This is a genomic window from Actinokineospora sp. (assembly GCF_050699995.1).
In the GTDB taxonomy this organism is placed as follows: Bacteria; Actinomycetota; Actinomycetes; order Mycobacteriales; family Pseudonocardiaceae; genus Actinokineospora.
In genome coordinates this window covers 1-11,661 of record NZ_JBOHGC010000206.1, presented here as the reverse complement: position 1 = coordinate 11,661, position 11,661 = coordinate 1, and the positions used below count along the sequence as shown (strand labels likewise).

14 protein-coding genes are annotated in these 11,661 nt (G+C 70.1%); 13 read left to right on the top strand and 1 reads right to left on the bottom strand.

The genetic code is table 11. The annotated features are described in order from the left end of the window. Positions 1-34: 34 nt before the first annotated feature. Positions 35-568, top strand: coding sequence for a hypothetical protein (locus ACRDSQ_RS11215; protein ID WP_431420796.1), 534 nt, complete (start codon positions 35-37; stop codon positions 566-568). 1 nt (position 569) lies between these two features. Here ACRDSQ_RS11215 and ACRDSQ_RS11210 read toward each other — a convergent pair whose 3' ends face one another. After that, positions 570-1,571, bottom strand: a complete 1,002-nt coding sequence (locus ACRDSQ_RS11210) for an SIS domain-containing protein (RefSeq protein WP_431420795.1) — start codon at positions 1,569-1,571, stop codon at positions 570-572. A 336-nt stretch (positions 1,572-1,907) separates the two neighbouring features. Between ACRDSQ_RS11210 and ACRDSQ_RS11205 the strand changes: the two genes are divergently transcribed. From ACRDSQ_RS11205 to ACRDSQ_RS11150, 12 genes are all read left to right on the top strand, one after another. Further along, on the top strand, positions 1,908-2,411 hold the full coding sequence (locus ACRDSQ_RS11205) for a hypothetical protein (RefSeq protein WP_431420794.1): 504 nt from the start codon (positions 1,908-1,910) through the stop codon (positions 2,409-2,411). After that, positions 2,408-2,860, top strand: coding sequence for a hypothetical protein (locus ACRDSQ_RS11200; protein WP_431420793.1), 453 nt, complete (start codon positions 2,408-2,410; stop codon positions 2,858-2,860). Before ACRDSQ_RS11205 ends, ACRDSQ_RS11200 begins: the two co-directional genes overlap by 4 nt. Positions 2,861-2,896: 36 nt before the next feature. Beyond that, the gene (locus ACRDSQ_RS11195) at positions 2,897-3,421 is read left to right on the top strand and encodes a hypothetical protein (protein ID WP_431420791.1); all 525 of its coding nucleotides are present in this window, start codon (positions 2,897-2,899) and stop codon (positions 3,419-3,421) included. A gap of 45 nt (positions 3,422-3,466) precedes the next feature. Continuing rightward, positions 3,467-3,847 (top strand): hypothetical protein, encoded by a 381-nt coding sequence (locus ACRDSQ_RS11190; RefSeq protein ID WP_431420790.1) that lies wholly within the window; start codon positions 3,467-3,469, stop codon positions 3,845-3,847. 4 nt (positions 3,848-3,851) lie between these two features. Beyond that, positions 3,852-4,175: a hypothetical protein gene (locus ACRDSQ_RS11185; RefSeq protein ID WP_431420788.1), complete on the top strand. Its 324-nt coding sequence runs from the start codon at positions 3,852-3,854 to the stop codon at positions 4,173-4,175. Positions 4,176-4,203: 28 nt separating this feature from the next. Continuing rightward, complete coding sequence (gene hemL, locus ACRDSQ_RS11180; protein WP_431420787.1) at positions 4,204-5,526, top strand: glutamate-1-semialdehyde 2,1-aminomutase; 1,323 nt, start codon at positions 4,204-4,206, stop codon at positions 5,524-5,526. Further along, positions 5,523-6,152, top strand: a complete 630-nt coding sequence (locus ACRDSQ_RS11175) for a histidine phosphatase family protein (RefSeq protein WP_431420785.1) — start codon at positions 5,523-5,525, stop codon at positions 6,150-6,152. The genes hemL and ACRDSQ_RS11175 overlap by 4 nt, the downstream gene beginning before the upstream one ends. After that, on the top strand, positions 6,149-6,721 hold the full coding sequence (locus ACRDSQ_RS11170; RefSeq protein WP_431420784.1) for a TlpA disulfide reductase family protein: 573 nt from the start codon (positions 6,149-6,151) through the stop codon (positions 6,719-6,721). The genes ACRDSQ_RS11175 and ACRDSQ_RS11170 overlap by 4 nt, the downstream gene beginning before the upstream one ends. Positions 6,722-6,881: 160 nt before the next feature. Continuing rightward, positions 6,882-7,652, top strand: a complete 771-nt coding sequence (locus ACRDSQ_RS11165; RefSeq protein ID WP_431420782.1) for a cytochrome c biogenesis CcdA family protein — start codon at positions 6,882-6,884, stop codon at positions 7,650-7,652. 47 nt (positions 7,653-7,699) lie between these two features. Continuing rightward, positions 7,700-9,193, top strand: a complete 1,494-nt coding sequence (gene resB, locus ACRDSQ_RS11160) for a cytochrome c biogenesis protein ResB (protein WP_431420797.1) — start codon at positions 7,700-7,702, stop codon at positions 9,191-9,193. Next, positions 9,193-10,146, top strand: a complete 954-nt coding sequence (ccsB, locus tag ACRDSQ_RS11155; RefSeq protein WP_431420781.1) for a c-type cytochrome biogenesis protein CcsB — start codon at positions 9,193-9,195, stop codon at positions 10,144-10,146. Before resB ends, ccsB begins: the two co-directional genes overlap by 1 nt. A gap of 94 nt (positions 10,147-10,240) precedes the next feature. Next, positions 10,241-11,587, top strand: a complete 1,347-nt coding sequence (locus tag ACRDSQ_RS11150) for an AAA family ATPase (RefSeq protein WP_431420780.1) — start codon at positions 10,241-10,243, stop codon at positions 11,585-11,587. Positions 11,588-11,661 lie beyond the last annotated feature (74 nt).

Genomic DNA, 11,661 nt, shown 5'->3' with positions numbered 1-11,661 from the left:
CTAGCACTGTGCCTGAAAAGGCATACTTCGCTGCATGTCCGCACCCGATGACGCCCCAGCGCCTGCCAGAGGCAACCTCCCTGCCTACATGTACGACGAGCCGCAGGGTGAGCTGCCCAGGCCGCTGACAGTGCGCAGGGCCTTCGCCGTGTGGGTGACAATCGCGGCAGCATGGCTGCTCGGCACGGTCGTCGTCATGACCATGCGGACGGACGACATCCGCGCGGGCATCGTCCGAGTCATGTGGGCGTCCGGGGCCGATCCCTCCGAGTCGGCCGTCGACAGTCTCGTCGTCACCACCCAGGTGATCCGGATCGTGACGGCGGCCGTTATCTCCGGGCTGTTCCTGTTGTTCGCGATCCGCATGCAGGAGGGCCGCAACTGGGCGCGGATCACCATCACCCTGCTCGGGTTCGCCACCGTCGGCTACGCCCTGATCTTCCTGCCCGCCGTGTCCACTGTGGACGGGTTGTTCCTCGGTGCCCAGGTCATCATGGCCGCGCTCGGGACTGCCCTCATGTACCTGCCCGCTTCGTCGCGCTACTTCGAGGAAGCGGGACGCAGGTAGGTCAGAGGGTGACCGACCGAATGGCCGTGGTCCAAGGTTCGCTCTCCACGTGGGTCAGGTCCGGGTTCGCCCCCAGCTTCGCCGCCGCCGCCGACACCAACCGCTGGAACGGGACCACCGCCACAAGCGGCCGCACCAACGGGTCCACAGCGGCGAAGGTGATGTCGTCATCCGGGGAGTCGCCGACGGTCAGCACCGCTGAGCCCAGTGCCCTGAACAAGCCCAGCAGGTCGTCGGTTCGCCCGCCCTGGTTCCCGTGCCGAATCAGGAATGCCGCTGTCTCGCGGGAGAACACCGCCGGCGTGCCATGCAGGGCGAACTCGGTGTGCATGCCCTCCGCCCACCGGTACGTGCCTTCCTTGAGTTTCAGTGCCGCCTCGTAGGCGGTGACAGCGTCCAGGCCCGTGCCCGTCACCAGTGTCATCGAGGAAGACGCGACCGCGGTGACCGCGCGCACCGGGATTTCTCGGGTCAGGGTGTCCGCGATGGCCTCCGGGACCGACCGCAGGGCCGCGGCGAAGTCGTCAGCCCCGAGGGTCGCCGCCACCATCCGTCCCAGGATTGTCAGGGCAGCGGTGTACGAGGCCGTGTGCGTGCTCGCCTTCTCCTGCGGGCAGGTGCGCACGATGTGGTCGGCGGCAGGCTCGGCCGGCCCGATCCCGGTGACCGCGTAGCTCGTCGCCCCTGCCGCCCGGGCCTTCGCGAGGACCGCGTTGGGGTAGCGCTTGGTGCCCCGGTGGCTGACGACCACCACCTGGTCCTCGGGCCGCAGGATCTCCGTCAGGGCGACGTCGTGGGAGTCGAGGGCGGCCGGGCGGATCCTGCCGCCCGACAGGAGGCGCACCCAGCCCGCCGCGACCCGGCAGGCGTGCAGCGAGGTCCCGTTGCCGGTGAACACGATCGGCCGCGCCGGGTCCAGGGCAGGCACGTCGTCGCGCTCCAGCAGCCCGGCGATGATCTCCGGCTGCTGGGAGACGTGCCGGTCCAGTGCGAGGCCCGTCATTCGTGCCACTTCCTGTTCAGTCGGTGAACCGGCGCCGGGGCGCCGCGTTCTGGCGGGAGAGAGTCGGGACAAAGCCAGGTCTGCGAACCAGAGCGGTCACGTCGCGCTCGGGCGAGGGCCATGACGAATGCGAACAGCAACGTAGTGGCTACTCAACGGAAGGACTAGGGGCTGTGGCGTAGGTCATGAGCCACATCGGCCCGTGCACTCCGTCGGTCTATCACCGACGCACGAAGAGGCGATCACAGCAGGCACGGGTTTGCGCCACTCGGAGCATTTACGCAGGTAGTGCTCCCTGTCCCGGAGACGATCCCGGTGCCGGTATATCGTCGCCCGGTGACGGAAGACGAGCCGAAGCGCGAAGCCCCGATCATGCCCACCGCGGACGAGGCGTTCCTCGCGGGCGAGGACCGCACGGACGCCCCCGGGGTCGTGCGGGCCGCGTTCTGGGTGTGGATCGCCGCCGGGGTCGCCGGGCTGCTGGGCGCGGTCAGCTTCTTCTTCCTGCGGTCCAAGATCGTCGAGGAGACACTGCGCCAGCGGCCGGGGCAGAACAAGGCCGAACTCGAACGCATCGCCACCGGGCTGTCGTGGTGGCTGGTGCTGGGTTCGCTGATGTTCCTCGGCTTCTTCATCCTGCTGGCCTACAAGGCGCGCGGCGGCACCCGCAAAGCCCGCACGCTGCTGGTGGTCGTCGGCGTCTTCGCCGCGCTGTTCCAGTACTCGGTGGGCCGTGTCGGCATCCTCGGGCTGCTCAGCACCCTGCTGATCGTGGTGGCGCTCGGCATGATGTTCATGCCCGCGGCGCGGAAGTTCTTCGCGGTCAGCGACGAACGGTGAGCGCGGACGTCGACGGGCCGGTGCTCTACGCCGAGCCCGGTTCGACCTGGTGGCCGGTCCTCTGGGGCCCGGTGTTCGCCGCCACCGGCGCGGTCGTCGAACTGGTCACCGGCCTGGTGCACTGGCTCGCGTGGCTGGTCCTCGCGGTCGTGCTGGCCGCGATGACCGCGGGTTGGGTCAAAGCCCGCCGCCGGGTCTGCTCGCTGTCGCTCACCGCGCGAACCCTGCGGCAGGGCCAGGAAGACCTCGCCGTCGACCGGATCGCCGCCGTCCTCGACGACGAGGACGCGCTCGGCAGGCCCTTGGGCGGCGGCCTGACCGTCCCCCGCAAGACCTATGAGATCCCGCTCGAACTCGACGACGGCACCACCGTCCTCGCCTGGGCCCGCGACGGGGCGGCGCTGCGCGCGGCGCTCACTGCGCTGGTCGGAGCAACTCCCGAGATCTGAGGTGCGCGCGCCCCAGGCTGGGAATACTTTCGACCCATGACGAGCAACTATCCAAGTTTTCCGGACTACTCCTCCTCGAACCCGGACCCGGTCGCACCCGCCCGGCCCAAGCCGGTCGACACCTCATTCATGCTGTGGATCGCCAACGCGGCTCTCGGGTTGATCGGGTTCCTCGTGACCGTCTCGGTCGGCCGGGAAGCCACCCGCACCCAGATCATCGAACAGCTCAGGGCGCAGGGCGAGACGTTCACCGAGTCGCAGGTCGACAGCCTGGTGACCGCGGGGATCATCTTCGCGGGCGTCATCGCGGCGGTGTTCTTCGGCCTGTACCTGTTGTTCGCGTTCAAGATGCGCGCCGGCCGAAACTGGGCGCGGATCACCCTTGCGGTCCTCGGCGGAATCGGCCTGATCTTCGGCCTGATCGGTCTCGCCGGCGGCACCGGAAACGCCATCGAGATGATCCTGTCCGTGGTGCAGATCGCCCTGATCGGTGGTGCCATCTATTTCATGTACACCAAGGAAGCGAGCGCCTACTTCGACGCCGCCAAGCGCAGGCCGTGACGAAGACCGCGTAACACGGCGAAGGGTCGCGGGGACTTACCTCGCGTGAGTCTCCCGCCCCTTCAGCGTCCCCGTGCGGTCGACGGCGCCTTCGCGGGCGCGGTGGCCGGATCCGCGCTCGCCGCGGTCCTGCTCGGCGTCGCCGACCGCTCGATCAGCTACTTAGGCATGGGCGCGGCGGTCGCCGCCGTCGCGTCCCTTGTCCTCGCGTTCCCGATGCGCACCGGGCACTCGTGGGCCCGGATCGGGTTGTTCGTCAGCGCCCTGGTCGGTGTCCTGTGCGCCCCCGCCGTGGCCAACGCCCTGGGTTCGGCGGTCGCGCCGGTGCTCGGCGGGGTGCTGGTGGCGGCCTGGGCGGTCGTCATCGCCCTGCTCGCCCGCGGCGACGTCCGCGAATACGTCCTGGTGCGTGGCATGAGAGGGTGACCGGGTGACCGCCTCCGACCCGACCGTCACCGACGACGAGTCCGACCTGACCTGGCCCGTCCGCGAAGGCAGCGTGCACGAGCCGCGCCGCGCCCTGTGGGCCCTGGCCGAGATCGTCGCCGCCGGGCTCCTGCTGTGGCTCGCGGTCTGGCTGTGGGGCGAGGGCGTCGACACTGTCGGCGGGGTGCGCGACCGCCCGGACCTGACGGTCGACCGATACCAGGGCGGCTGGATCGGCGCGTCGGTCGCCGTGGGCACCCTGGCCCTGATCCTCGTGCTCGACGCTCTGCGCCAGTTCGTCCTGGCGGTCCGCGCCCGCTCGAAGTGATCCTCGCGCCGTTTGAAACACTGACGGGGTGACTTCCGAGGTCAGCCAGGCACACGTCAGCAGCTCCGCCGCGCTCTTCGACCGGGCGAAGGCCGTGATCCCGGGCGGGGTCAACTCACCGGTCCGCGCGTTCAACGCGGTCGGCGGCACCCCGCGGTTCATGGTCAGCGGCGCGGGCCCGTACCTCTGGGACGCCGACGACAACCGCTACGTCGACCTGGTCTGCTCCTGGGGTCCGATGATCCTGGGCCACGCGCACCCGGCCGTCGTCGACGCGGTGCGCTCCGCCGCGGGCAACGGCCTCTCCTTCGGCACGCCGACGGCGGGGGAGATCGACCTCGCCGAGGAGATCATCCGCCGGGTCGCGCCGGTCGAGCAGGTCCGGCTGGTCAACTCCGGCACCGAGGCCACGATGAGCGCGATCCGCCTGGCCCGCGGGTTCACCGGCCGCAGCCGGATCGTCAAGTTCGCCGGCTGCTATCACGGCCACGTCGACGCGCTGCTCGCCGAGGCGGGCTCCGGTGTGGCCACCCTGGGGCTGCCCACCACGCCCGGTGTCACCGGCGCGCAGGCCGAGGACACCATCGTCCTGCCGTACAACGACCTCGACGCGGTCCGCGCGACCTTCGCCGAGCACGGCCCGACGATCGCCGCGGTGATCACCGAGGCCGCGGCGGGCAACATGGGCGCGGTCGCCCCGGTCGCCGGGTTCAACGAGGGCCTGCGTGAGATCACGCGCGAGCACGGCGCGCTGCTGGTCATGGACGAGGTGATGACCGGCTTCCGCGTGTCCGCGGCGGGCTGGTTCGGCCTCGAAGGCGTCGCGGGCGACCTCTACACGTTCGGCAAGGTCATGTCCGGCGGCCTGCCCGCCGCGGCGTTCGGCGGTCGCGCCGACATCATGGCCGCGCTGGCTCCCTCCGGCCCGGTCTACCAGGCGGGGACGCTGTCCGGGAACCCGGTCGCCGTCGCCGCGGGTCTTGCGACACTGCGCGCCGCCGACGCGGAGGTGTACGAGGCGCTCGACGCGAACGCGGCCCGACTCGGCGCGCTGTTCACCGACACCCTGAGCAAGGCGAGCGTGCCGCACCGCGTCCAGTTCGCGGGCAACCTGGTGAGCGTCTTCTTCACCGAGGATCGGGTGACGGACTTCGCGGGCGCCAAGGCCGCGCAGACCTGGCGCTTCCCGGCGTTCTTCCACGCACTGCTCGACCACGGCGTGTACGCACCGCCCAGCGCGTTCGAGGCGTGGTTCGTCAGCGCCGCCCTCGACGACGCGGCGTTCGAGGAGATCGCCGCCGCCCTTCCCCACGCGGCCGCCGCCGCTGCCGCCGCCGAGGAGCCCTCGTGAGCAAGACCATCGTCCACTTGTTAAGACACGGCGAGGTCCACAACCCGACCGGCATCCTCTACGGCCGCATCCCCGGCTTCAGGCTCTCCGCCACCGGCGAGCGCCAGGCGCTGACCGTCGCGGAGTACCTGCGGGAGAACGACATCGTGCACGTCGTCGCCTCCCCGCTCGACCGCGCGCAGCAGACCGCCACCCCCATCGCGGCGTCGCACCGGCTCGAACTGGCCACCGACGACCGGCTGATCGAGTCCGCCAACGTCTTCCAGGGCCAGCGCGTCTCCGTCGGCGACGGCGCGCTGCGGTCGCTGAAGAACTGGCCGCACCTGCGCAACCCGCTCACGCCGTCCTGGGGCGAGCCGTACCTGGAGATCGCCCACCGGATGCTCGCCGCGGTCCACCGCGCCCGCACCGCCGCCGACGGCCACGAGGCGGTGTGCGTGTCGCACCAGCTGCCGGTGTGGACGCTGCGGCGCTACCTGGAGGGCAAGCGGCTGTGGCACAACCCGACCAAGCGTGAGTGCTCCCTGGCTTCGCTGACCAGCCTGGTCTTCGACGACGAGCGGCTCATCGACATCCGCTACGCCGAGCCGGTCGGCGCCAGCGACCCGAAGGCGACCGGGTCATGAGAGCGCTGGTCGTCGGTCTCGCCGCCCTCCTCGCCCTGTCCGGGTGCACGGCCGAGAAGGACGCGGTGTCCTCGGGCACCGAGTTCGTCTTCGTCTCCCCGAACGGGAAGACCGAGATCCGCTACGACGGCGCGGACCGCAAGGTGCTGCCGGAGGTCTCGGGCCCGGACCTGATGGACGAGTCCAAGCAGCTCAAGCTGTCGGACTACCGCGGCAAGGTCGTCGTGCTCAACGTCTGGGGCCAGTGGTGCGGCCCGTGCCGCGCCGAAGCCCCGGAACTGCAGCGCCTGCAGGACGACTACGCGGCCAAGGGCGTGCAGGTCCTCGGCATCGACGTCCGCGAACCGGGCCGCTCGGAGGCCCAGGACTTCATGCGCGACCGCGGCATCACGTACCCGTCGATCTTCGACCAGGGCGGCCGCAGCCTCCTGGCCCTCAAGGGCTACCCCCGCGCCGTCGTCCCCGCGACTTTCGTGATCGACAAACAAGGCCGAGTAGCCGCCGCCTACATGCGCGAACTCCTAGCCACCGACCTCACCCCCCTCCTCGACGACCTGATCAAGGAATAACCGCGAGTCGCACGTTCAAAACAGCGAGTCCCACGTTCACAACAATGAGTTCCACATTCAGAACAATGAGTTCGCAGTTCGCGGGCCCATCGATGTGAGCCGGACCGCTTGACCGAGCACCGCGCGAACGCTCTCAGCGTCCACTCCTTACCCTGATCGGGTGGACCCCACCGAGCTCGCCACGTCCGGCCCGCTGCTGCTGGCCGCCGCTGTCGCGCTGCTCGCCGGGATGGTCTCGTTCGCCTCCCCGTGCGTGGTCCCGCTCGTCCCCGGCTACCTCGCCTACCTGGCCGCCCTGGTCGGTGCCGAGGCCCCCGCCGTCTCCACCGACGAGGGACGCAAACAGGGCCGCTACCGGGTTCTGGGCGCGGTCGCGCTCTTCGTGCTCGGCTTCACGGTCGTCTTCGCGGCCACCGTCGGCAGCCTGGTGTGGCTGGCCGACGCCCTGCTGGTCAACGAGTTGCTCCTGCAGCGCATCGGCGGGGTGATCACCATCGCGATGGCGCTGGTCTTCATCGGCCTGGTCCCGGCCATGCAGAAAGACCTGCGCCTGCACAAGGTCCCGCGCATGGGTCTCGCGGGCGCCCCCGTCCTCGGCGGCATCTTCGCCCTCGGCTGGACGCCGTGCCTCGGGCCGACGCTGGCGGGCGTGCTGTCCATGGCCGCCGCGACCGGGGGGAACGCCGCCCGCGGGTACCTCCTGGTCTTCATTTACTGCATGGGCCTCGGCGTCCCGTTCCTGCTCATCGCGCTCGGTCTGCGCTGGGCTGTGGGCGCCTCCGACTGGCTGCGCAGGCACGGCCGGACCATCCAGTACGTCGGCGGCGGGCTGCTCCTGGTCGTCGGCGCCCTGCTGGTCACGGGCCTGTGGGCCGAGGTGGTCGGCTGGCTGCGGGTGGCGTTCATCAGCGACGTGAAGCTGCCGTTGTGACCCGTACTCTCGCGTTCCTGCGCAACACATGGCGCGGACTCACCTCCATGCGCACCGCGCTCATCCTGCTGTTTCTGCTCGCCCTCGCCGCGATGCCGGGCGCGCTCCTGCCGCAGCGCTCGCTCAACCCGCCGAACGTCGACACCTACATCGCCACCCACGGCTGGTGGGGCCGCGCGCTCGACCGGCTGCAGTTCTTCGACGTCTACGCCAGCGTCTGGTTCTCCGCGATCTACCTGATGCTGTTCGTCTCCCTGGTCGGCTGCCTGCTCCCGCGCACCCTCGAATACGCGAAGCAACTCACCGCTAAGCCAGTCCTCACCCCGCGCAACCTGAGCAGGCTGCCGCACCACGAGACCGCGACCCTCGACGGCTCACCCGACGACCTGATCGCCGCGGCCCGGACGCGGCTGCGCGGGTGGCGGCTCGTCGAGCGCGAGGAGGCCGACGGCGCCCGAAGCGTCAGCGCCGAGCGCGGCTACCTGCGCGAAGCGGGCAACCTGGTCTTCCACTTCGCCATGCTCGGCCTGATCGTGACGCTCGCGCTGGGCAAGATGGTCAACTACGAGGGCCAGGTCATCGTGCTGGCCAACGGCTCCGAGTTCTGCAACTCCGGAACCCTCAACTACGACTCGTTCCGCCCCGGCCTGCGCGTCGACGGCACCGACCTGAGCCCGTTCTGCGTGCGGGTCAACAAGTTCGACGCCGAGTACCTGCCCAACGGCCAGGCCGACACGTTCCGCGCCAAAATCGACTACCAGGCGGGCGACGACCTCACGGCCAACACCTGGCGGCCCTACGACCTCGAGGTCAACGCGCCGCTGCGCACGGCGGGCGACCGGGTCTACCTGCTCGGCCACGGCTACGCCCCCACGTTCACCGTCACCTTCCCGAACGGCGAGTCCCGCACCCAGACCGTGCAGTGGCGCCCGGTCGACAACCTGACCCTGCTGTCCGAGGGCGCCACCAAGTTCGACCCGCCCGGCGTGACCGACTCCGCCGAGCGCCGCACCAAGCAGATAGCGGTCACCGGCCTGTTCGCGCCGACCGCGCTGATGCACGACAAGATCCTCACCTCCGGCTTCCCCGACCTGACCGACCCGGCCGCCGCGGTCGACGTCATGCGCGGCGACCTGGGCATCGACTCCGGCCGCGGCCAGTCGATCTTCGAGATCGACCGCTCGCTGGTCGACAGCGGCAGGCTCACCCGGGTGGCCAGGCAGAACCTCAAGCCAGGGGAGTCGATCAGCCTCGACGACGGCACCAAGGTCACCTTCGACGGTGTCGTGCGCTGGGTGTCGCTGCAGGTCTCGCACGACCCGACGCAGGTGTGGGTGCTGCTCAGCGCCATCCTGATGATCCTCGGGCTGGGCGCGTCGCTCACCGTGAAACGCCGCAGGCTGTGGGTCCGCGCGGCGCCCGACGACGAGGGTCGTACCGTGGTCCGCGTCGGTGGCCTCGCCCGCACCGACCAGGCGGGATACGGCGAGGAGTTCCACCGCATCGCCGCCGAGCTGCTCCGTCCCAGGAGGGATACCTGATGCCGGTCAACGACACGCTGTCGACCTACAGCGACTGGACGTTCGGCGCCGCCGCGCTGATCTACGTCTTCGCGATGGTCTGCTACACGGTCGAGCAGGCGTTCAACCGCGCGGCGAAGAAGTCCGAGCAGTCCACGCTGGTCGGCGCGGGCGCGCCCGCGGTCGAGCAGCCGTCCTACGGTCTGATCGAGCAGCCCCCCGCGCGCAGCAGGCCGGAGCGGTTCGGCCGGATGGCTGTCGCCCTGACCGTCCTGGGCGCGGCGCTGCACCTCTCGGCGCTGGTCCTGCGCGGAGTCGCGACCGGGCGCGCCCCCTGGGGCAACATGTACGAGTACGGCATGGCGGTCACGCTGGTGGCGGTGGTGACCTGGCTGGTGCTGATGCGCAAGTACGACGTGCGCAGGCTCGGGGTCTTCGTGCTCACGCCGATCGTGATCCTGATGTTCCTGGGCGGCACCGTCCTCTACACCGAGGCCGCCCCCGTGCAGCCCGCGTTGCAGTCGTACTGGCTGGTCATCCACGTCTCCGCGGCCATCCTGTCCAGCGGCCTGTTCCTGGTCCCCGGCGTGGTCAGCCTGCTCTACCTGGTCAAGGCGAGCCACGACGAGAACCCCGCGAAGTTCACCCGATTCGGGCCGAAGCTGCCGGACGCGGACACCCTCGACCGCCTCGCGTACCGCACCACCATCTTCGCGTTCCCGATCTACACCTTCGGCATCATCTGCGGCGCGATCTGGGCCGAGGCGGCCTGGGGCCGGTTCTGGGGATGGGACCCGAAGGAGACCGTCGCGTTCGTCGCATGGGTGGTCTACGCGGGGTATTTGCACTCGCGGGCGACCGCGGGCTGGCGCGGGAAGCGGGCGGCGGTCATCAACTCCGTCGGCTTCGCGATGGTCGTGTTCAACCTGTTCTTCATCAACCTGGTGATAGCCGGACTGCACTCCTACGCGTAGTGCCCCTCACCTGCGGTTGCTCGTGCGAAGTGCGTTACCGTCGACACCGAGGAACGGGGATTTCCCGCTGTCGGGTGCAGGAGGAGTCGCACGGGTGACTGGACGCCGAGAAGAGTCGGACCTGGCCTGGCGGCCGCCGAACAACGGTCCTGAGACCCAGGGTGACGGGCACGACTTCGGCCCGTCCGCGGAGTCGGGCGCGAGCCACCTGGATGAGGACGCCACGACGGACTCGACCAGGCACCCGGAGGTGTCCGAGTCCGGCCAGTCCGGTCCGCACCAGGTCAACCCCGGTCAGTCGGGGCCGCACCAGGTGAGCGCGAGTCAGTCCGGGCCGCACCAGGTCAATCCGAGCCAGTCGGGTCCGCACCCCGTGAATCCGAGTCAGTCCGGGCCGCACTACGTGAACCCGAGTCAGTCCGGTCCCGTGAACCCAGCGCAGTCCGGCCCACACCAGGTCGGCCAGCCCTACCCGCCCGCCCAGCAGTTTGGCCACCCGCAGGCGGGCAGGCCCCAGGACGGCGGCCACGGCCACGACCTGTCCTCCGCCCGCCTCCTCAAGCAGGCCAAGCGCGCGCCGCAGTCCGGGTGGCGCAAGGCCGTCTTCGTGGCCAGCGGCCACCTGATCAACCCGGGTGAGAGCCCGACGGACCTGCGCAGGCGTGAGCTCATCGGCCGGGTCAACCAGCCGCTGCGCGGGTGCTACAAGATCGCCATGCTCAGCCTCAAGGGCGGCGTCGGCAAGACCACCACGACGACCACGCTCGGCTCGACGTTCTCGTCGCTGCGCGGCGACCGGGTCATCGCGGTGGACGCCAACCCCGACCGCGGCACCCTGAGCCAGAAGATCCCGCTGGAGACCACCGCGACCGTCCGCCACCTGCTGCGCGACGCCGACCGGATCCGCCGCTACAGCGACATCCGCGCCTACACCTCGCAGGGCCCGTCGCGCCTTGAGGTGCTGGCCAGCGAGCAGGACCCGGCGGTGTCGGAGGCGTTCAGCGAGCAGGACTACCGGCGCACGGTCACCCTGCTGGAGCACTTCTACAACATCGTCCTGACCGACTGCGGCACCGGCCTGATGCACTCGGCGATGAAGGGTGTCCTCGACATCGCGGACTCGCTGGTGATCGTCTCGTCCGGTTCGGTGGACGGCGCCCGCAGCGCCTCGGCCACCCTGGACTGGCTCGACGCCCACGGCTACCGCGACCTGGTCTCCCGCTCCGTCGCGGTGATCAACTCGGTGCGCCCGAAGTCCGGCTCGGTCGACCTGGACAAGCTGGCCCAGCACTTCGGGTCGCGCTGCCGTGCGGTGTGCCGCATCCCGTTCGACCCGCACCTGGAAGAGGGCGCGGAGATCGAACTGGACCGCCTGGCCCCCGAAACCCGCCTGGCCCTCCTCGAAATGGCCGCCACCGTAGCCGACGACTTCCCCCGCTGACCCCACAAACCCGCGAGTCCCCAGTTCCCGACGATGAGTTCTCAATTAAAGGTTGAACTCAAAGTCGGGAACTG